Annotated in this window: 17 protein-coding genes; 4 read left to right on the top strand and 13 right to left on the bottom strand. The window is 69.1% G+C overall.

The annotated features are described in order from the left end of the window. Nucleotides 1-15: 15 nt before the first annotated feature. From B2R83_RS14955 to ribA, 6 genes are all read right to left on the bottom strand, one after another. Nucleotides 16-1,245, bottom strand: coding sequence for an acyltransferase family protein (locus B2R83_RS14955; protein ID WP_292042792.1), 1,230 nt, complete (start codon nucleotides 1,243-1,245; stop codon nucleotides 16-18). A gap of 113 nt (nucleotides 1,246-1,358) precedes the next feature. After that, the gene (locus B2R83_RS14950) at nucleotides 1,359-2,078 is read right to left on the bottom strand and encodes a LytR/AlgR family response regulator transcription factor (protein WP_292042790.1); all 720 of its coding nucleotides are present in this window, start codon (nucleotides 2,076-2,078) and stop codon (nucleotides 1,359-1,361) included. Continuing rightward, the gene (locus B2R83_RS14945) at nucleotides 2,066-3,130 is read right to left on the bottom strand and encodes a sensor histidine kinase (protein WP_292042788.1); all 1,065 of its coding nucleotides are present in this window, start codon (nucleotides 3,128-3,130) and stop codon (nucleotides 2,066-2,068) included. Before B2R83_RS14945 ends, B2R83_RS14950 begins: the two co-directional genes overlap by 13 nt. A 70-nt stretch (nucleotides 3,131-3,200) precedes the next feature. Beyond that, the gene (locus B2R83_RS14940; RefSeq protein ID WP_292042785.1) at nucleotides 3,201-4,163 is read right to left on the bottom strand and encodes an FHA domain-containing protein; all 963 of its coding nucleotides are present in this window, start codon (nucleotides 4,161-4,163) and stop codon (nucleotides 3,201-3,203) included. Next, complete coding sequence (locus B2R83_RS14935; RefSeq protein WP_292042783.1) at nucleotides 4,160-5,617, bottom strand: S1 family peptidase; 1,458 nt, start codon at nucleotides 5,615-5,617, stop codon at nucleotides 4,160-4,162. The genes B2R83_RS14940 and B2R83_RS14935 overlap by 4 nt, the downstream gene beginning before the upstream one ends. A 112-nt stretch (nucleotides 5,618-5,729) precedes the next feature. Next, nucleotides 5,730-6,389: a GTP cyclohydrolase II gene (gene ribA / locus B2R83_RS14930; protein ID WP_292042782.1), complete on the bottom strand. Its 660-nt coding sequence runs from the start codon at nucleotides 6,387-6,389 to the stop codon at nucleotides 5,730-5,732. 162 nt (nucleotides 6,390-6,551) lie between these two features. On the opposite strand from ribA, the gene B2R83_RS14925 reads away from it, so the two are divergent. After that, nucleotides 6,552-8,840 (top strand): sensor histidine kinase, encoded by a 2,289-nt coding sequence (locus B2R83_RS14925; protein WP_292042779.1) that lies wholly within the window; start codon nucleotides 6,552-6,554, stop codon nucleotides 8,838-8,840. Here the strand turns inward: B2R83_RS14925 and B2R83_RS14920 are convergent. Next, on the bottom strand, nucleotides 8,837-9,589 hold the full coding sequence (locus B2R83_RS14920; RefSeq protein WP_292042778.1) for a hypothetical protein: 753 nt from the start codon (nucleotides 9,587-9,589) through the stop codon (nucleotides 8,837-8,839). The two genes, B2R83_RS14925 and B2R83_RS14920, sit on opposite strands and share 4 nt — an antisense overlap. Before the next feature lie 149 nt (nucleotides 9,590-9,738). Between B2R83_RS14920 and B2R83_RS14915 the strand changes: the two genes are divergently transcribed. Beyond that, on the top strand, nucleotides 9,739-11,127 hold the full coding sequence (locus tag B2R83_RS14915; protein WP_292042777.1) for a GntP family permease: 1,389 nt from the start codon (nucleotides 9,739-9,741) through the stop codon (nucleotides 11,125-11,127). A gap of 19 nt (nucleotides 11,128-11,146) precedes the next feature. Here B2R83_RS14915 and B2R83_RS14910 read toward each other — a convergent pair whose 3' ends face one another. From B2R83_RS14910 to B2R83_RS14885, 6 genes are all read right to left on the bottom strand, one after another. Beyond that, nucleotides 11,147-11,911, bottom strand: coding sequence for an SIR2 family NAD-dependent protein deacylase (locus tag B2R83_RS14910; protein WP_292042775.1), 765 nt, complete (start codon nucleotides 11,909-11,911; stop codon nucleotides 11,147-11,149). Further along, on the bottom strand, nucleotides 11,908-13,578 hold the full coding sequence (locus tag B2R83_RS14905) for a hypothetical protein (protein WP_292042774.1): 1,671 nt from the start codon (nucleotides 13,576-13,578) through the stop codon (nucleotides 11,908-11,910). Before B2R83_RS14905 ends, B2R83_RS14910 begins: the two co-directional genes overlap by 4 nt. Nucleotides 13,579-13,615: 37 nt before the next feature. Continuing rightward, nucleotides 13,616-15,031 (bottom strand): glycosyltransferase family 2 protein, encoded by a 1,416-nt coding sequence (locus B2R83_RS14900; protein WP_292042772.1) that lies wholly within the window; start codon nucleotides 15,029-15,031, stop codon nucleotides 13,616-13,618. Beyond that, complete coding sequence (locus B2R83_RS14895) at nucleotides 15,028-16,086, bottom strand: HEAT repeat domain-containing protein (protein WP_292042770.1); 1,059 nt, start codon at nucleotides 16,084-16,086, stop codon at nucleotides 15,028-15,030. The genes B2R83_RS14900 and B2R83_RS14895 overlap by 4 nt, the downstream gene beginning before the upstream one ends. Beyond that, the gene (locus tag B2R83_RS14890; RefSeq protein WP_292042769.1) at nucleotides 16,083-16,481 is read right to left on the bottom strand and encodes a response regulator transcription factor; all 399 of its coding nucleotides are present in this window, start codon (nucleotides 16,479-16,481) and stop codon (nucleotides 16,083-16,085) included. The genes B2R83_RS14895 and B2R83_RS14890 overlap by 4 nt, the downstream gene beginning before the upstream one ends. Before the next feature lie 69 nt (nucleotides 16,482-16,550). Continuing rightward, nucleotides 16,551-16,763, bottom strand: a complete 213-nt coding sequence (locus B2R83_RS14885) for a DUF3820 family protein (protein ID WP_027863848.1) — start codon at nucleotides 16,761-16,763, stop codon at nucleotides 16,551-16,553. 73 nt (nucleotides 16,764-16,836) lie between these two features. Between B2R83_RS14885 and B2R83_RS14880 the strand changes: the two genes are divergently transcribed. After that, the gene (locus B2R83_RS14880) at nucleotides 16,837-17,256 is read left to right on the top strand and encodes a DUF1810 domain-containing protein (protein ID WP_209586005.1); all 420 of its coding nucleotides are present in this window, start codon (nucleotides 16,837-16,839) and stop codon (nucleotides 17,254-17,256) included. A gap of 125 nt (nucleotides 17,257-17,381) precedes the next feature. Continuing rightward, the gene (locus B2R83_RS14875; RefSeq protein ID WP_292042763.1) at nucleotides 17,382-19,043 is read left to right on the top strand and encodes a PKD domain-containing protein; all 1,662 of its coding nucleotides are present in this window, start codon (nucleotides 17,382-17,384) and stop codon (nucleotides 19,041-19,043) included. Nucleotides 19,044-19,174 lie beyond the last annotated feature (131 nt).

The raw sequence follows: 19,174 nt of genomic DNA, 5'->3' as shown, positions 1-19,174 counted from the left end.
CTCCCGGCTTCTACGCTAGCCGGCGGCGGCCTGCGCATGGGCGGGCTGCGCCGGCGCCGGGGCCGCTGCCGGCGCGGTCCCTAGGGTGCGGGGCGCCAGCCCGAAGAGTGGGCGCAACCAGCGCACGCGCCTGATCAGTTCGAATGCGCCGAAGCTGAGGGTCAGGGTCAGCACGATCAACAGGAGGGCTTCCAGGCCCGGCGCGATCCGTAGCGGCTGCATGCCGTGCGCCAGCACGACGATGAGCGTCTGGTGCAGGATATAGACCGGGAACACCGCCTCGTTCAGGTAACGCCGCGCAGGGCCGTCACGGTCGAGGTGGCGCGCGGCGAAACCGCAGGCGGCGATGATCGCGCTCCAGGCCAGCACGGCGTACAGCGCATACATCAGGGGCCGGAGCGTCTCTCTCGCCTGCGGTGCAAGCAGCTCGTAGGCCGCGCTCCAGGTCACCAGCGCCGCCCACCCGAAGGCGGCGATGCCGAGCGCCTGCCAGCGCAGCAGCGCTGGACGCGTCCAGAATCCCGGCACCCGGGCCACCAGCGCCCCGAACAGGAAGCACAGGAAGGACATCGCGTGGTTGTACCAGTCGCCGACCACGGCGTGATTGGTCGGGAAGTGCTCGACCAGGTTGATGCGCGCCAGGGCCAGCAGTGCGGCCGGCAATGCGATCAGTTTCCAGCCGTGGAGCAGGGCTCCGGCATGCGCGGCGATGCGGTCGAAGCGACTTCCGAGCACGGCAACGAGGCCGCCGAGCAGCACGGTATAAATCCACAGGTAGGCCACGAACCACAGGTGGTTCCAGGTCGGCAGGACCAGGCAATCCTCGCGGCAGAAACCGTTGTAGGCCTGCAGGTACAGTCCCATGAAGGCGCCATAGCCGTCCGCATAGCCGAGCTTCTCGACCACTTCGAGATAGGGCTGGGGCGGCACGATCATTAGCATGCCGAACACCAGCGGCGCCAGGAGGCGCAGGCTGCGCCGGCGCACGAAGGACGCGCTGCCGAGCTTGCGCAGCATCAGGCTGGCGCCGACGCCGGCCACGAAGAACAGCAGGCTCAGGCGCCACGGGGAGGACAGCTTCATGAAGGCTTCGGGACCGGTGCCGGCAAAGGGACTCTTCACGTGCCAGTCCCAGCTCACGTAGTACATGCCGACGTGGTAGACGATCAGGACGAAGAAGGCAAGGATGCGCACCCAGTCGAGGAAGTACAGGCGGGTGGCGGATGGAGGAAGGTGAGGGTTCATGGCTCGCTCTTGTTGAAGTGATGGCGCGAGCATGGCGTGTCGACCCGCCGGCGGCGAGCGTTTTGTGGCGAGGCGGGTCCGGGATGGGGCGGATCGGACCCGAGGGGGCCAGGCTAGCAGGCCTGGAGTGCTTCCATGAGCGCGGCCCGGTACTGGCGGCTGCAGGGCACCAGCGCGCCGCTGCGCAGCACCAGTTCGCAGTCGCCCTTGTCGAGCGGATTGACGCGCTGGACGGCGCCGGGACGCACCGCCGCGCGCCGGTGGCAGCGCACGAAGCCGCTGCCCAGCTGCGCCAGCAGCCCGGACAGGGTCTGGCGCAGCAGCGGCGCTCCGTCGGGGGTGTGCAGGACGACGTAGTTGTCGGCGGTCTCCAGCCATTCGATCTCCGCCACCTGCACCACGCGCGTGGCGCCGCGCTCCGACACCAGGAGCTGGCGCGGCGGCAGGCCGGGCGCCGCCGCTACAGCCAGGGACTGCACCGCAAGGCGCGCGCGCAGGCGCTCGAGCGAGCGCCGCAGGCGCGCCTGGTCGAAGGGCTTGAGCAGGTAATCGATGGCATTCGCGTCAAAAGCGCGCAGCGCGTATTCGTCGTAGGCGGTGACGAACACCACCAGGGGCGCAGGGGCCGGCAGCGAGGCCGCCAGGTCGATGCCCGACAGCTCCGGCATCTCGACGTCGAGCAGCAGCGCATCGGGCCGGAACTGTGCCAGCTGCCGCAGCGCCTCGATGCCGTCGGAAGCCTCGCCAATGGCCTCGATGCCGGCTTCCAGCGCCAGCATGCGGCGCAGCCGTTCGCGCGCCGGGCGCTCGTCGTCGACGATCAGGATGCGCATGGCAGCCTCAGTTCGGTCCGTACGCCGCAAGGCAGCAGCTGGGCCAGCGTCACGCGGGCGCCGTCGCCGTGCAGGCCCGCCAGGCGTGCGCGCAGGTTGGCCAGGCCGATGCCCGGCGCGCCGCAGTCGGCATCCTTGCCGAGCATGCCGCCGTCGTCCTCGACGCGCAGGACGAAATCGTCGCCATCGCGTGCGGCGCTGACCGTGATGCGGGTGGGAGCGCGCCGCCGTTCGACCGTGTGCTTGAACACGTTCTCCAGCAGCGGTTGCACGCTCATTGCCGGTAGCGGCACGTCCAGCACCGCACTGTCGATGCGCCAGTCGACCCGGGCGCGTCCATCGAAGCGTCCTTCCATCACCCCGGCATAGGCGCGCGCCAGCCGTAATTCTTCCTCGAGCGTGGCCTGCGGCCGTTCGCCCAGCGCCAGGGCGGCGCGCAGCAGGTCCGCCAGCTGCACCAGGGTGGCGTCGGCGCGCGCCACGTCGGTATGCATCAGCGAGGAAATGGTATTGAGCGCGTTGAACAGGAAGTGCGGCTGCATCTGGCGCGCCAGCGACTGCAGCTGCGCCTCGCGCAGCAGGGCGTTGGCCTGTTCGGCCCGCAAACGCGCGCCGAGCAGTTCGCGGTAGGACAGCAGGCCGAAGCCGATCACGATGAACAGGCCGATGAACACGGTGAGCTTGAGCGACTCGTAGACGAAGACCTGCAGCCAGGGCTCGTGCTCGTAACCGGTGCCGGCCAGCGCATACACGATATGGCGTACGCCGAAGACCAGCGGCACGAAGGCGAGCCAGAACAGCGGCAGCATGCGTGCCTGCAGGGCGAACCAGCGCCAGGGCGTGGCGATCAGGTGGTCATGGCGCCGGGTGGCGCGGCGCTGGAGCAGCAGCAGGAAAGTGGCGACGCAGGCCGAGGAGGTCTCCCAGAGCACCGGTTGCCAGTAGGCCGTGCCGCCGTCGCGCCGGTAGTCCTCGACGGCGACCAGCACCATCAGCGCCCAGAACAGGAACCAGGCGATGACGGCGGTGATGGCGCTGCGGGTCGGTTTCATGGGCTGGCCGGGCTGAAGATGCCCGATGATCCAGCATTCGCCGCTGCTTGTCAAAGCTGCAAAGCCTTGCTCAGTTTCCGCCCGCCGCAGGCGCAGTCCCGCGTTCTTCCTCCAGCTGCGTGCGCATCGCCTCGACGTCGACCATGTACTCCGCCACCGTCGCATCGGGACTGGCGCGCAGCTCCGGCGGCAGCAGCACCGCCATGTACAGTTCGTCCGCAACCCGGCCGTGCTGCTGCTGGTTCACGATCAGCACCAGCCCCGACGCCAGCACCGCCGCGCAAGCGCAGATCGCGCGCAGGCGCCGGCGCAGCGGCGGCTTGATGGTCGCCAGGTGGAAGTAGATGATGCCCGCGCTTGTGGCCACCGCCACGTGGGAACCGTAGCGGGTGAGCCATTCGAGCGACCAGGCATAGGCGGCGACTGCCGCCAGCAGGCGGAAGCCCACCAGCGCCGCCATGCCGCAGCCGAAGATGAACAGGTGCCGCCCCAGCCGCGTATAGCGCCCGAACAGGCGGTTCATGAAGGCCCATAGGCTGCTCCACAGCAGCGCCACGCCGATCCCCGCGCCGGGAGCCAGCACATAGTTGAGCAGCTCGAAGGGCTCGGCGTCGAACAGCCAGGTGACGAACAGGGCCACCAGCCCGGCCAGCAGCACGCCGACGATACCGGGCACCAGCCCTTCCCAGCCGTGCATGGTGCGGTCGCGCAGTTCCGCCGGCACCGGGAAATCGGCCGCGCGCACGCGCAGCGAGGTATGGCCCATGCGCACCACGGTGTCGCCCGTAAGGGTGAGTTCCTGCACCCGCTTGCGCCCGGTGTTCAAGCCATTGCGGGTGCCGAGGTCGCGCATCACGAGCGCGCCATCCGGGCCCTGCTCGATGACGGCGTGGTGCGCGGCGGCGTACTCGTCGTCGAGGATGAAGTCGTTGTCGTAGGCGCGGCCGACGCGGATCGGCAGGCTGGCGGCGCGGTGCCGGTGCAGCACCTCGCCGTTGCGCGCCAGGATCTCGACGGTCCAGGGGCCGTTCATCGCTGGCCTCCCGGCGTGCCTGGTGCGGCGGGCGCGCGCCGGATGTTGCGTCCGAAGGAGCCGAGGAAGGCGCGGGTCACGCGCATGCCGTTTTCATACGAGACCCCGGACACGTCCAGCCGGCTCTGCAGGCTCGACTCGGCCGCATTGGTGCTGGCGGTCAGCAGCGTGAAGTTGTACAGGCCCTCGAACTTGCGGTAGGCGCGCACGCAGGTCACGGCGCGCAGCGGCAGGGTGCGGGTGTGCACGAAGCGTTCGGTGCACACCGGCTTGGTCAGGCGCGCGTCGCCGGCGTTGCCCAGCTTGGCCGCGCCGAACAGGCGGCTGCTCAGTGCCGCGAAGGGCAGGCGGGCCAGGTTGTCGGACCGGATGTACTGGTGGGTCATCGCCACGTGGCCGGTCTGCTGGGTCGAGGACACGTAGATCGCCGATTCCATCGCGCAGCTCATCGAGTCCGAGGTGTACGCGGTCTCGGCCTTCACGTTCGAGCGCCCCCAGCAGCGCAACTGGCCGGATTCGCGCACCGGTACCAGGTAGGGTCCCATGCTCTTGATGGCCAGCGGCTCCTCCAGCAGGCGGTCGACCATGGCGCGCTGGTGCGCCAAGAGCTGGGCGGCGATCAAGGGATTGAAATCCTTCGGCGGCGCCGGCTGGCTCTCGACCTTGCGCAGCAGCTCCTGCACGTACTTGACCGGCACCAGGAAGCTGACCGACTCGCCGTCGCGCCGCTTGGATACGTTGACGCCGGCCACGGTGCCGTTGCCGGTCACGCTGGGCCCGCCGCTCATGCCGGAATTGATCGGCCCGCCGAACATGAGCTGGTCGTAGAAGCTGCGTGTGACAACGCCGTTGTAGGCGCCTTCCGAGATCGCAAAGCCCAGGTCGAGGGGATTGCCGAGCGAGTACAGGCGCTGCCCCTGGGTCAGGCGCACCGGGCGTTCGGGCACCTTGAAGAAGCCGCTGCCTTCACGGTTGACGCGCAGGACGGCCAGGTCGTGCAGCACGTCGACCGCCAGCAGCTCGACCGGACCGCTGTTGCCATCGGTGTCGACGTATTCGGCGGTGTAGACGTCGGGGTCGAGCGCCATCTGCGACACCACGTGGTAGTTGGTGACCACCAGGTTCCCGGTGCCGACCAGGAAACCCGAGCCGACGGTGGACTGGGTGCGGCCGTTCTTGAGCAGCATGCGGATCTGCAGCAGGTCGCCGCGCGCCGACGAGTACAGGTCCTGGGCGGCCGAGGAGGGCGGCGGCAGGGCGTCCTGGGCATCGACCTCGCCCGGTGCCGGTGCCGGGGGCGTGGTCCCGGGCGGATCGCTCGGGGACAGGTGCGGGGGCGGCGCAGGCGCCGTGGCGGCGCGCGTTGGGGGCGGGCGGTTGGCCTGTTCCGGCGGCGCCGTGGCGGCGCCCGCCGCGAGACAGAGAAGCAGGAGGGCGGCGGCGGTCCGTTTCATGCATTCCGATCATGGCAAGAAGGAAGCATTATCTTGCCACCGGACGCGGGGGCTGCGCGCGCGTTATGGGGATCGGGTCCGTTGACCCGATCACGCGAAGCAGGGGGGGGGCTCAGCTGTTGCCCGGCTCGGCCAGCGCCGCGGCGACCGGCTCGAGCGGGCCCATCATGTGGCCCAGCTTGGCCTGCTTGGTATTCAGGTAGCTGTTGTTGAAGGCGTTGCGGTTCACCAGCAGCGGCACGCGCTCGGCCACCGCGATCCCGAGTCGGGTCAGGGCGTCGATCTTGCGCGGGTTGTTGGTCATCAGGCGCAGGGAACGCACGCCGAACTGTTCCAGCATCGGCTTGCACAGCTCGTAATTGCGGGCGTCGGCATGGAAGCCCAGCTGCAGGTTGGCCTCGACCGTGTCGGCGCCGGCTTCCTGCAGGCGGTAGGCGCGGATCTTGTTGACCAGGCCGATGCCGCGGCCTTCCTGGCGCAGGTACAGCAGGATGCCGCGCCCTTCCTCGGCGATCCGCTGCAGCGCGCCCTCGAGCTGGGCGCCGCAGTCGCAACGCTGCGAGAACAGCACGTCGCCGGTCAGGCATTCGGAATGCACGCGCGCCAGCACCGGCTCGCCGTCGCCGATGTCGCCCAGTACCATCGCCAGGTGCTCTTTGCCGGTGGAGTGCTCGATGAAGGCGTGCAGCGTGAACTGCGCCCACGGGGTCGGCAGGGCACACGAGGTGACGTAATCGAGCAGCTGGTCGGTGGAGGAGGATGGGGTCGGCATGGCGTTTCTCTTGGTATTTCTTGCTGTTGCGGCATGGTGCGAATCTGTAGCGGTCTAGTTTACAGGAAATCCGTTTCCCCCGTGCGACGCCCACGGTCTTGTTCATAGTATGTTGAGTTGACGTATGTTACGCTGACGCAATTGTTTCAGCATCGAACCAGCATGGACACCTCCCCATCCGCCGCCACCCGAAACCGCAGGCTCGGCCTCGGCGCCTGGCTGGCGCTGGCCTTTTCGCTTCTGACCGTGATCCTGACCCTGCTGCTGGTCGTGGTCATCGAGCGCTCATCGACCGAACAGGTCAAGGAAAGCATCGGCAACAACCTGGGCGAGATGGCGCGCCAGACCGCGGACAAGCTCGACCGTGGAATGGCCGAGCGTTACCGCGAGGTCAGTCTGATGACGCGGCGCCGCGCGCTGCGCGATGCCACTATCGCGCCGGCCGAGCGGCGCCAGGTGCTGTCCGACATGCGCGAGACCTACGGCTACTACGACTGGATCGGCTTGACCGGCCTCGACGGCCGCGTGATCGTCGAGGCGCGCGGCCTGCTGGAAGGCGCGGACGTGTCGCAGCGCCCGTGGTTCCGCAATGCCCTCGAGGGCGTCAACGTCGGCGACGTGCACGAGGCGGTCAAGCTCGCCAAGCTGCTCCCGAGCGAGAACGGCGAACCGCGCCGCTTCGTCGATGTCGCCTTCCCGTTTACCGACCTGGCCGGCAAGACGGCCGGGGTGCTGGGCGTGCACCTGTCCTGGCAGTGGGCGCGCGACGTCGAGCGCTCGATCATCGCGCCGGTCCAGGCGCGCGGCCGGGTGCAGGCCCTGATCGTCAGTGCGCAGGGCGTGGTTCTGCTCGGCCCCGCGGAACTGCAGGGCAAGAAGATCGCGTTGGAGAGCCTGCGGCTGGCGCAGCAGAAGCGCACCGGCTACCTGGTCGAAGAGTGGCCGGACGGCCTGTCCTACCTGGTCGGCTACGGCGCCACCGTCGGCCGCGGCATCTACCCCGGGCTCGGCTGGACCGTGCTGGTGCGCCAGGACGTGGAGGATGCCTATGCGCCGGTGCGCCGCCTGCGCGAGCAGGCGCTGTGGAGCGGTGCCGCGCTGGCGGTGCTGTTCTCCGTGGCCGGCCTGCTGGTGGCGCGCCGCATCACCCGTCCGCTCGGGGCGCTGGCCGAATCGGCCGAACGCCTGGGACGCGGCGAGGCACTCCAGCTGCCGCCGAGCGCGAACGACTATTTCGAGGTGCAGGCGCTGTCGACCGCCCTGAACGGGCTGGTGGGCGACCTGGTGCGAAAGCAGGCCGAACTGCGCGACCTGAACGCCACGCTGGAGCAGCGCGTCGAGGAACGCACCCGCGAACTGGAGCGCGCGCTGGCCTCGGTGCAGGCCAGCGAGCAGCGCATCAATGCGATCGTGGAAGCGGCCCAGGATGCCTACATCGCGGTCGACCAGCGCGGCATCATCCTCGACTGGAACGGGGCGGCCGAGCGCATGTTCGGCTGGGGCCGCAACGAGGCCGTGGGCTGGCCGCTGTCCGAGCTGGTGCTGCCGGAGCGCTACCGCGCCAGCCTGGGGCAGGCCCTGCATGCCTTCCGCCAGACCGGCCACCTGGCCATGCTCGACCAGCGCCTGGAGCGCAAGGTCATCGACCGCCAGGGGCGCGAGTTCACCATCGAGATGACGGCGGCCCTGGCCGGCCAGGGCGAGGACGCCTTCTTCAGCGTGTTCCTGCACGATATCTCGGAGCGTAAGCGGGTCGAGCAGATGAAGAACGAGTTCATCTCGACCGTCTCGCACGAGCTGCGCACGCCGCTGACCTCGATCCAGGCCTCGCTGGCGATGCTGGCCGACGGCATGGCGGGCGAGCTGCCGCCGGACGCCTTGCGCCTGACCACCATCGCCAGCCAGAGCAGCGAGCGGCTGGTGCGCATGGTCAACGACCTGCTCGACATCCAGAAGATCGAGGCCGGCCAGATGCACTTCGAGGCCAGAGCGCAGCCGCTGCTGCCGGTGGCCGAGCGCGCGCTGGCGGCGATGGAAGGGCATGCCCGCAAGGCCGGGGTGCGCTTGCTGAGCGACTGGGATGCGGGCGCAGCCGGGATCGCGGCCAGCATCGACGCCGACCGCATGGAGCAGGTGCTGACCAACCTGCTGTCGAATGCCATCAAGTTCACCCCGGCGGGCAAGTCCGTCACGCTGGGCCTGGCGCACACCCCCGGCAAGGTCCGCCTGCTGGTCCTCGATGAAGGCCCCGGCATCGCGCCGGAATTCCAGCAGCGCGTGTTCCAGCGCTTCGCCCAGGCCGACGGGGCCGACTCGCGCACGCGCGGCGGCACCGGCCTGGGACTGGCGATCAGCAAGGCGATCATCGAGGAGCACGGCGGGACCATCGGCTTCACCACCGCGCCCGATCGCGGCACGCGCTTCGTGGTGGAACTGCCGGCAGCGTCCTAGCGGCTGGACAGAACCTCGCCCAGCGACCTGGCCTCGGGCGCATAGGCCTGCATGCCCCATCCGATGACCGCCACCGTGAGGGTGGTCAGCACGAAGGGGACGATGGTGCGCTTCACGGCGGCGAGCATCCAGTGCTGCGGCTCCAGCACCCGCAGGCGCCGGTACAGGCCCGCGGCCAGCAGGGCGTCCACCAGGATCTCGGCAAACAGGATCGGCGCCGACCAGATCACGAACAGGGAAGACAGCGCGATGCCCACGGCGAGCAGGATCACGACCAGCGGAACCGCGGCTTCCTCGGCCTCGGCCACGAGCCCGAGCGGGCTGTCCGCGACGGCGCCGATGGCGCTGTCCTTCGTGCCGAAGTCGACGTTGGCGCTGGCGCCGCCGCCATCGAAGCTGCCGCCGCCGCCGCTGAAGTCGGCCGCGCCATCCTTCGCCGCCGCGCTGCCGTCGGCATTGCCGACCCATCCGGGGTCGAGGTAGTCCGCCGCACTGGTGCGCAGCCACAGCCACAGGAGCAGCAGGAAGACGATATAGGCCACGCCCATCGCCAGCGTATAGCGCAGCGCCATCGCGTCGACCCCGGCGGCGAGCATCGCCACCGAGGCGCCGAAACCGGCCAGCCCGGTCAGCGATACCAGGATGAACATCTGGACGCGCGGGAAGCCTTCGCGCAGCAGGCGGGCGCGCATGAGTTGTACCGCCGTGGCGCGCGTGGCCACGCGGGGATGGGCAGGTGGAGTACGCATCGGTGCCTCGCGGGCGTTCGGGTGGCCGCAAAGCCTCGACTCTACCCCTGAACAGGCCGGACAAGTTCACCAAATCTCACGGCGCCGTCCCGTGCCCGGGCTCGTCTATACTGGACGGCTGAACGATGTCCTTTTTGAGGGAGGCCGTGTTGGATATCCTCGTCGTACTCGCTGCGCTGTCCTTGCTCATGCTGACCGCGTACCGGGGCTATAGCGTGATCCTGTTCGCTCCGCTGTGCGCGTTGCTCGGGGTGCTGCTGACCGATCCGGGGGCGGTGCTGCCGATGTTCAGCGGGGTGTTCATGGAAAGCCTGGTCGCCTTCGTCAAGTTGTACTTCCCGGTGTTCGTGCTCGGCGCGATCTTCGGCAAGGTGATCGAGCTGTCCGGATTCTCGAGGGCGATCGTCGGCGCGGTCATCCAGCTGGTCGGGAAACAGCGCGCCATCCTGTCGATCGTCCTGGTGTGCGCGCTGCTGACCTATGGCGGCGTGTCCCTGTTCGTGGTCGTGTTCGCGGTCTACCCGTTCGCGGCGGAGATGTTCAGGCAGGGCGACATCCCGAAACGCCTGATCCCGGCCACGATCGCGCTGGGCGCCTTCACCTTCACCATGACGGCCATGCCCGGTTCGCCCCAGATCCAGAACATCATTCCCACCAGCTTCTTCGGCACCACGACCTGGGCCGCGCCCGTGCTCGGCCTGCTGGGCTCGGTGTTCATCGTCGTCCTGGGCATTTTTTACCTGGAAGCCCGGCGCCGCAGCGCCGCAGCGGCCGGCGAGGGCTACGGCGCCGGCCATCGCAACGAGCCGGAGGCGATCGACAGCGCGGGCCTGCCGCATCCGCTGCTGGCAGTCTCGCCCCTGTTTCTGGTCGGCCTGCTGAACTGGCTGTTCACCCAGCTCATTCCGCGCTACTTCGGCAGCGCCCTTACCATCGACGTCTCCGGTACGCCGCTGACCGTGCAGGTGACGCCGCTGGCCGCGATCTGGGCCGTGGAGGGAGCCTTGTCGGCAGGCATCCTGTGGGTCATGCTGTTCGCGTTCCGGCCGGTCGCGGCGCGTTTCGCGGAAGGCTCCACCAGCGCCGTGGGCGGCGCGCTGCTGGCCTCGCTGAACACCGCGTCCGAATATGGATTCGGCGCCGTCATCGCCGCATTGCCGGGATTCGCCGCCGTGACCGGGCTGCTCAAGCGTATTCCCGATCCCCTGCTCAACGAGGCGGTCAGTGTCAGCGCGCTGGCGGGAATCACAGGCTCGGCATCGGGCGGCATGAGCATCGCGCTCGCGGCCCTGTCGGATACCTTCATCGCCGCCGCGAACGGCGCCGGCATTGCCCTCGAGGTGCTGCATCGCGTCGCTTCCATGGCAAGCGGGGGATTGGACACGCTGCCGCACAACGGGGCCGTGATTACCTTGCTGGCCGTGACCGGATTGACACACAAGCAGGCCTACCGCGACATCTTCATCGTCACGGTCCTGATCGGCACCTCGGCCGTGCTGGTGGCGATCGGCGCCTATTACCTGTTCGGCCTGGTCTGAAGGGCTCCGGAACCGGCGCTCACCATGCGCCGCCGAGCAAGGCGGGCAGCACCTGTGCGGCGCTTCCCCGCACATTCCACGTGCACACGCGATCCAGCTCGCTGGCAGACGGATTGACCTGGACGACCCGGCTGCCGGCCCGGCGCGCCACCTCGGGAAGCTGCGCCACCGGATAGACCGTGCCCGAGGTGCCGACGACGATCAGCAGATCGCAGCTGGCGCATGCATCGAATGCACGCGCGAGGACGTCTTCGGGAAGCGCTTCGTTGAACCACACCACGCCGGGCCTGACCGGGCCGCCGCATGCCGGGCAGCTTGGCGGCGCCAGGCGCCGGCCGCCTTCGGGCTCCACGGGCGCGGCCGCCGGCAGGGAGAAGGGACGGGCACAGTCGGCACAGCGCGGATGATGGAGACTGCCGTGCAGGTGCTGCACGTCATGGCTGCCGGCACGCTCGTGCAGGTCGTCGACATTCTGGGTGAACAGGGACAGGTGTTCCATGCGGCTGGCGAGCCGCGCGATCGCGACGTGTCCCGCGTTCGGCCGGGCCGACAGCGCTTTCATGCGCCGCCATTCGTACCAGCCCCAGACCAGGGCGGGATCGCGCCGGAAGGCGTCCGGCGTGGCCAGCGAGGCCGCGTCGAACTGCCGCCACAGGCCGGTCAAGGCGTCGCGGAAGGTGGGAATGCCGCTTTCGGCGGACATCCCCGCGCCAGTCAGCACCATGAGCTTGCGCGCCTCGCGCAGCGCGGCGAGCAGGCTGGGATCGACATCAGTCGTCGTCATCGCCACTCGTGCAGCGCGATCCCGGCGAACCCTGGCCAGGCGCCGAAATCGGCCTCCAGGCGGGGCAGCAGGGCGCGCAGCGCGTCCTTGTTCTTGTGGAAGCTGGTGGCCGAACCGTCGATCGGGCGGCTATCTATTAACTGGTAGGGCAGGGCGCGCGGATGCGCGAGCGGCTGGCGCAGCAGCACCGCTACCTGCTGGCCTTCGATCGTGAACAGCAGCATGTCGCTCGCGGCGCCAATCGGTGCGCGGCGGTAGCGGCGCTGGGTCTCGAACGGCAGCGGGCCGGCTTCCAGCGCGATGCGCACGCGCTTGCCGCTGGCCGCTCCCCAATCCAGGAAGGGGATGGCGAAGGCGAGGATCTGCTCGGGATCGGTGCGGTAGTCCATCACCGAGACCGCATCGGCATGCCGCGCCAGGCCGTCCAGCAGCGCCTGCCGCTCGCCCCACCAGAAGGGCACTACGAACTCGAGCGGCATGCCGCCCGCCGCTTCGCGCAGCGCCGCCAGGGTGGCCACATACTCTGCATCGAGGCGCGCGGCCGGCAGCACGTGCTCGGGCAGCAAGTAGGGTTCGATGTCGAACTGGATGCTCTTCAAGCGCGCTGCCGGTTCGGCCACGGCATTGTAGGCGGCATAGGCGCGGGCGCGCGCGGCGGTGGCGGCGCGCTCGCCCGGCAGCACCATGTGCGGGTCGCCTTCCACCGCGCTGATCTTGACGTCCCTTTGCCCGGCGCGGCGCACGAAGGCGGAGAGAAGCTCCGGATCCTTGATGCGGCCTTGTTCCAGCGGCACCACGATGAACAGCTCGCCGATGCGCTCGCGCGCGGCCCAGTCGAGCAGTTCCTCGCCGCGTTCGAGCCAGGCGCTGCGGTCCCAGATCCAGGTCGAGCGCGGCGCGGCGTCCGGGGCATCCGGTTCCAGCACCAGGGAATCCAGCGCCAGGCTGCCGACGGCGGCCGGGCAGGCGAGCACGAAGTGGCGCCAGTTGCCCCGGTCGAGGGCGGCCGGCAGGGCCAGGCGTGTGCTGCCGGCGCCGCCCTTGGCGGAAAGCTGGCCCATGTCGAGCGCCGATTCGCGCGCCGCCCCTGCCGCGTCCGCAGCCTGCCAGGTGAACTGTCCCTTGCCGGAATGCCTGGCCACCAGCTGCGCGCGCAGGCGCGGGATGGTCCACGGGCCCGTGAGCAGCACGCCCGCCGGGCGCGAGCCGGCGCGGCAGTCGATGCGCAGGCGGCCCTGGTCGAGGCGCGCCTGGACCCGTTCTTCGACCCCATAGGTACGGACCTGCATCCGGTCCAGCAGGTTGGTCCGCAGCGGCATCGGCGCCGGCTTCGATGGCTGCTCGCCGCCGTCAGGCACCAGGGTCTGTTCGCTGACAGCGAAGCCTCCGTCCCTGGCTTCGCCCTGGAGCAGGATGGTGGGCGTCGGCGTCGCGTCCGCGCCCAGCACGTGCAGGGTTTCGACTTGGGCGGCGCCGAGTGCGAGCGAGAGGCAGCCGGGCAGCGCTGCTGCGCTGGTGACGACGAAGCGCAGTTCCTTGCCGTCGGCCCCACGGGCCTTGGCGGACGGGACGCCCTCGGGTGCCGACTGCGCGGGACACAGGTGCAGGAACGCGGCGTGGGCGGGAGCGCTCATCGACAGGAGAAAAAGTAAGGCAAGCCGTGACATGGCCTTCAGTGTAGCGACGACGGCCGGCTTGCCGCGCTCATTTGCCGGTTGGCGTTTGGCCGTCCTGGCTTTGCCAAGTGCCCTTGCGCTTCATCGTGCCCCAGCTCGACTCCTTCTGCATCGCCCAACGCCACAGGCCGGTCAGGCGCCAGATGGAATTGAGCTGGCGGTAGCCGAAGTTCTCCAGGATCACCACCAGTCCCAGCATCAAGAGTTGCCGGCCGCGCGGGTAGATGTGGAAGGACATCTCTTCCAGCAGCAGGCCGGAGGCCGACAGCAGGATGCCCAGGCCGATGGCGACGAACAGGAAGGCGCCGAAGGCCTCCCAGGAAATCATGCCGCTGAAGTAAGCCCAGATCATGAACACATAGCCGCCGATCTCCACCAGCGGACCGAGCCACTCGAACAGCAGCATGAAGGGGAAGGCCACCCAGCCCGGCACGCCGCCGTTACGCGAGAAGACCAGGCCCCAGTTGGCGTTCAGGCTCTCGGCCAGTCCGCGCTGCCAGCGGATGCGCTGGTTCTTCAGGGTACGGTAGTCCTCGGGCGCCTCGGTCCAGCACACCGGATCGGGCACGAATTCGATGCGGTAGGGCTGGCGCTTCTCGCGCAGCAGGCGGTGCATGCGCACCACCAGTTCCATGTCCTCGCCGATGGTATCGACCCGGTAGCCGCCGGCCAGCACCACCGCGTCCTTGCGGAACACGCCGAAGGCGCCGGAGATGATCAGCATGCCGTTCATCGACGACCAGCCCAGCCGCCCGAAGAGGAAGGCGCGCAGGTATTCCACCACCTGGAACAGGGCCCAGATGTTTTTCGGCAGCCCGACGCTGGTGAGGAAGCCCCCGCTGACCGTGCAGCCGTTGGCCACCCGCACCGTGCCGCCGGCCGCCACCACGGTCGGGTCGCGCAGGAAGGGCTCGGTGACCTTGGCCAGGCTGTCGCGCTGCAGGATCGAATCGGCGTCGACCCCGCACACCAGCGGATAGCGCGAGACATTGATCGCGGCATTCAGGGAATCCGCCTTGCCGCCGTTGAGCTTGTCGATCACGCGCACGTTCGGGTAGCGCGTCGAGCGGTAGATGCCGCGCACCTCGGCGGTCGGGATCTGGCGCCGGTAGGCTTCCGGGAAGGGCAGCAGGGCGAACTCGCGCTTGAGCACCTCCAGCGTGCCGTCCTTGGAGCCGTCGTTGACGACGATGATCTCGAACTCGGCGTAGGTCAGCTGCAGCATCGAGCGGACCGAGGCGGCGATGGTGGCTTCCTCGTTATAGGCCGGTACCAGGATGCTCACCGGCGGCTCCAGGCCGGAATAGGCGCGCGGCAGGTCGGCGATGAACAGTTCCTGGCCCTTGACGCGCAGGGACCGCAGCGCGATCGCGTTCAGCAGCAGGTATCCGCCGTTGAGCGCGATAAAGTAGCAGAACACGAACCAGGTGATGAAATCGGTCATGCCTGCTCCTCCGCCAGTACCTGGTCCAGCATGTCGAGCGCGAAGCGGTCGGTGAGCGAGGCGCGCACCGCGTCCAGGTCGGCCTGCGCCAGCAGCGGCAGTTCACGCAGCGCCTGGGCGGCGCGGTAGCGCACCCACCATTGCGGGTCGCCCAGCAGGCGGGTCAAGCGGGCGGCGTCGCTGCGCTCGCCGACCCGGCCCAGGGCGCGTGCGGCCTGCACCCGCACCTGCCAGTCTTCATGGCCGAGCAGGGTGCGCACTTCAGACAAGGTGGCAGGTGTCAGCACGCCGCGCAGCGCGGCGATCACCACGCTACTTGACGGGCTGCGCAGGGCCTCGGCGAGCACCCCGGCCGGGAGGGTGACCCGCAGGGATTCGGCGATCCGCAATGCACGCGGCAGCCGATCCTCGGGCAAGCCCGGCAGGATGCGCGCCAGCACCTGCGCCACCGGGCCGCTGGCCTGCTGCAGGATGCCGGCCACGTGCGACAGCGCCCAGTCTTCGCGCTCGATGAACAGCGGTGTCAGGTAGTCGGCCGCGGCTTCCGGATCGACCCGCACCAGCGCCCACAGCGCGCTCAGCGAGAGCACGCTGTCGGCGGCGCTGGCCAGCGGCAGCAGCTGCGGCCAGGCGGCGCGGTCGCGCAGGTGTCCCAGCACCAGGGTGGCCAGCAGGCGTTCATTGCGCGCGCCGCGTGCGAGCATGCCGCGCGCCAGGGTGTCGACGCCGAGCCGGCGCGCCACGCCATTGAGCGCTTCGTTGGCCTCGCCGCGCAGCGAACCCTGCAGGTGCGCCCACAGGTGCAGGAAGGGCAGGCGCTCGTTCGGCCGCAAGGTCGGCAAGTCGGGTTCTTCCCCGACGATGGCCTGGTTCAGCAGCGGGCGCCAGCGGGCGACGGCGCGCGCCGCGCGGCGTTCGCGCCGCCGCAGGCTGATACGCAGCAGCACGATCTGCAAGGCCAGCAACAGGGTCAGGACGAGGGCGACCGTCCCGGTCCAGACCGCGACGGTAATGAAGGTGTCGCCGGCGCCTGCGGGCAAGGCGCTCGGGGTCATGGGCCCGTCTTCAGGAAACGCCGGACCCGCGCCAGCAGTTCATTCGGCTGGAAAGGCTTGATGACGAAATCGTTGGCGCCGGCGTCGAGCGCGCGCACGGTGTCGCGTTCGGTATTCTTGGCAGTGAGCATCAGGATCGGCAAGCCGGCCCAGTCGCTGCGTCCGCGCGCCAGCTGTACCAGCTCGAAGCCGTCGACGTAGGGCAGCATGACGTCGAGCAGCACCAGGTCGGGCCGCTCGGCTGCAGCGCGGAAATGTTCGCTCGCGGCGCGGCCGTCGGCCAGGTGGACGACGCGGTAAGCCTGGCGCTCCAGCATGAAGCGCAGGACCTGGGCGATGTGCTCGTCGTCCTCGACGACCAGCACGAGGGGAGGGGAAGCGTGTTCGTTTTCCATCGAATTCCGATAAGACGGTGGCGCCGCCAGTATATCCGACAAGCACTGCTGCGGTGCCTGCGCTGTTGCTTAGCGGCTACGAAGCGGGTCGAGCAGGCTGCGCAGATTATTATGGTCGAGCTCGTACATCAGGGCCAGCAACTGGCCCAGCTCGCCGCGTGGAAAGCCTTCGCGGGCAAACCAGCCCAGGTAGTGGCCCGGCAGGTCGGCAATCTTGTGGCCTTTGTATTTCCCGTACGGCATGTCGCGCACGAGCAGTAGAGAGAGATGATGGGTGTCCATTGGCGCGTCCTATGGAACGCACTTTAGCAAACAATCTCAAAGTTGTAGCATGGTCGGAGCTGGAGGTGTTGCAATGGACAATGAATTCGACCTGGAACGTTTCGTCCAGGCCCAGGAACCGGTGTACGCCACGGTGCTCGCCGAACTGCGCGCCGGCCGCAAGCACAGCCACTGGATGTGGTTCATCTTTCCCCAGATTGCCGGGCTCGGCCGCAGCGAGATGGCGCAGCGCTACGCGATCGCGTCCAGCGACGAGGCCGCCGCCTACCTTGCGCATCCGGTGCTGGGCGCGCGCCTGCGCGAGTGCGCGGGCATCGTGGCCAAGCGTGACGGGCTGACGGCCGAAGACATATTTGGCCACCCCGACGACCTCAAGTTCCGCTCGTCGATGACCCTGTTTGCCGACGTCGCGCCGGACGAAGCGGTCTTCCAGGACTGCATCGACAAGTATTTCGATGGCGAGCCGGACGATGCCACCCTGGCGCGGCTGTAAACGCCGGCGTCCATTCCTGTCGCGCCATCGAACGCGTTTGCGGTAGTTCGTCCTGTCCGCCCGGTGGGCGTTCTACATTCGTCCTGCCGCATGCAGGCGCATGAGACCACTACCGGAGACAGACAATGCGACATTTCTCGATAGGGCGTTTTTCCACGATAACAGGCATGGTGGTGCTGGCGAGCGCGGTGGCCGCCGGCAGCCGTGCCGGCGAGAACAGCGGCAAGGCTCTTGCCGCGCCAGGGGAGCAGGAAGCGCACAAGGCCGGGAGCCAGGGCCGGGACGTCTATGGCATCGTCAATCTTGCAGGCGGGACCTTCGGCTTCGTTGCCGACATCAATGCCCGCGGCCAGGCCGCGTTCGAGTACTTCGGCCTCGATGGCCTGCTGCACGTGGGCTATTTCGACGGTGCGCGCGTGATCGACATCTCGCCGCCGAACAACCGGACCGCCTTTCTCGGCGATCTCAACGACAAGGGCGAAGTCGCCTTCTCGGCCAGCATCGTCGAGCCGGCGATGCCTGAAGGCACCCCGTTCCGGCCGTTCCGCTGGTCGGCGTCACGCGGCCTGCTTCCCTTGCCGAGCCTGAGCAGCGACGGTCCCACCTTCGTCACGGCCATCAACAATCACTCGGAGATCGTCGGACGATCCGCGCTCTCGACCGAGAACGGCGCCAACCGGGCCGTGCGCTGGACCGCGGCGAACCGCCTGATCCAGCTGCCCGCGCCAGCGGGCATCGGCGCGACCTATGCCAGCCACATCAACGACGGCAACGTCACCGTCGGGTCCGGAGACGCGGCGGGCGGGGCGCCGAACGTGCTGGCCTGGGACGCCGCCGGCCGGACGATGGACCTCGGTCCCTTCGGCAAGCGCTTCGCATTCGCTTCGACGGGCAACAACCGCGGGGAGATCGCCGGGATGCTCGACACGCTGAGCCCCGAGCTCAGCGCCTTCCTGTGGAGTCCGGGCAAGGGCGCGGTGCGTATCGGCGCGCGCACCATCACGCATGGGCTGAACGGCAACGGCGAAGTGGTCGGCCGCAGGGTCAGCGGGAATTCCGACCCCGCGCCCCGCGCCTTCCTGTTTTCCCGGGCGCGCGGCCTGGTCGACCTGCACCCGCGCGGGCTCCAGGTCTCCGAAGCCAATGCCGCCAACGAGCGCGGCGTGGTGGTCGGCCTGGGGCAGCGCGCTCCGGGCGACAATATCGCGTATCGCTGGACCCGCGGCGGCGCGGTCGACCTGAATACGCGCCTGCTCAACCCGCCCACGGGCCTGGTGCTGCACTCGGCGCTTGCGGTCTCGAACAACGGCGATATCGTGGCCAGCTCCAACGCCGGGGTGGTGCTCCTGCGCGCCAACGGCGGCGGCACCGATGCGCCGGTGCTCGGGCCGATCCGGCACGCACAGCCGCGCCTGAACCAGCCGCTCGAGATCACGCTGTCCTTCCGCGACCGCAACGTGGGCGACACCCACAGCGCGACGGTCGACTGGGGCGACGGCAGCGGCCCCCAGGTGGTGGGCCTGCGCGAATACCGGGGCAAGGGCGAGGTGCGCGCCAGCCATACCTACACGTCCAACGGCGACTACACCATCGTCGTGCGCGTCAGGGACTCGACCGGCAAGGCCACGCAGCTGTTCGAGCAGCTCACGATCCTCGACCTCGGCACGCCCGGCGCGCAAGGCCAAGGTGCGCTTGCGAACGCCGCGGGCGCGGCCGCGCACCGGCAGCTGCAGGCGCGCGCCCTGGCGGCCCGGCTGGGCCACGGGCCGACGCAGCTGCTCCGCTAGACGGTGGCCAGGATCGCCCCGAGCCGCTCCATGTCCACCGGCTTGACCAGGTGGTGGTCGAAGCCGGCGGCCATGATCTGCTGGCGTTCGCTGTCCTGGCCATAGCCGGTGACGGCGACCAGCAGGGCGCC

The sequence above is a fragment of the Massilia sp. UBA6681 genome, assembly GCF_002454935.1.
Classification (GTDB): Bacteria; Pseudomonadota; Gammaproteobacteria; order Burkholderiales; family Burkholderiaceae_D; genus Telluria; species Telluria varians.
The sequence above is the reverse complement of the archived record's forward strand: the minus strand, read 5'-3'. Positions and strand labels throughout refer to the sequence as shown.

What these genes read in the sequence shown, in the direction of transcription:
- B2R83_RS14955 (WP_292042792.1), bottom strand. Translation starts at nt 1,245, where the DNA reads ATGAACCCTCACCTTCCTCCATCCGCCACCCGCCTGTACTTCCTCGAC.
- B2R83_RS14950 (WP_292042790.1), bottom strand. Translation starts at nt 2,078, where the DNA reads ATGCGCATCCTGATCGTCGACGACGAGCGCCCGGCGCGCGAACGGCTG.
- B2R83_RS14945 (WP_292042788.1), bottom strand. Translation starts at nt 3,130, where the DNA reads ATGAAACCGACCCGCAGCGCCATCACCGCCGTCATCGCCTGGTTCCTG.
- B2R83_RS14940 (WP_292042785.1), bottom strand. Translation starts at nt 4,163, where the DNA reads ATGAACGGCCCCTGGACCGTCGAGATCCTGGCGCGCAACGGCGAGGTG.
- B2R83_RS14935 (WP_292042783.1), bottom strand. Translation starts at nt 5,617, where the DNA reads ATGAAACGGACCGCCGCCGCCCTCCTGCTTCTCTGTCTCGCGGCGGGC.
- ribA (WP_292042782.1), bottom strand. Translation starts at nt 6,389, where the DNA reads ATGCCGACCCCATCCTCCTCCACCGACCAGCTGCTCGATTACGTCACC.
- B2R83_RS14925 (WP_292042779.1), top strand. Translation starts at nt 6,552, where the DNA reads ATGGACACCTCCCCATCCGCCGCCACCCGAAACCGCAGGCTCGGCCTC.
- B2R83_RS14920 (WP_292042778.1), bottom strand. Translation starts at nt 9,589, where the DNA reads ATGCGTACTCCACCTGCCCATCCCCGCGTGGCCACGCGCGCCACGGCG.
- B2R83_RS14910 (WP_292042775.1), bottom strand. Translation starts at nt 11,911, where the DNA reads ATGACGACGACTGATGTCGATCCCAGCCTGCTCGCCGCGCTGCGCGAG.
- B2R83_RS14905 (WP_292042774.1), bottom strand. Translation starts at nt 13,578, where the DNA reads ATGTCACGGCTTGCCTTACTTTTTCTCCTGTCGATGAGCGCTCCCGCC.
- B2R83_RS14900 (WP_292042772.1), bottom strand. Translation starts at nt 15,031, where the DNA reads ATGACCGATTTCATCACCTGGTTCGTGTTCTGCTACTTTATCGCGCTC.
- B2R83_RS14895 (WP_292042770.1), bottom strand. Translation starts at nt 16,086, where the DNA reads ATGACCCCGAGCGCCTTGCCCGCAGGCGCCGGCGACACCTTCATTACC.
- B2R83_RS14890 (WP_292042769.1), bottom strand. Translation starts at nt 16,481, where the DNA reads ATGGAAAACGAACACGCTTCCCCTCCCCTCGTGCTGGTCGTCGAGGAC.
- B2R83_RS14885 (WP_027863848.1), bottom strand. Translation starts at nt 16,763, where the DNA reads ATGGACACCCATCATCTCTCTCTACTGCTCGTGCGCGACATGCCGTAC.
- B2R83_RS14880 (WP_209586005.1), top strand. Translation starts at nt 16,837, where the DNA reads ATGGACAATGAATTCGACCTGGAACGTTTCGTCCAGGCCCAGGAACCG.
- B2R83_RS14875 (WP_292042763.1), top strand. Translation starts at nt 17,382, where the DNA reads ATGCGACATTTCTCGATAGGGCGTTTTTCCACGATAACAGGCATGGTG.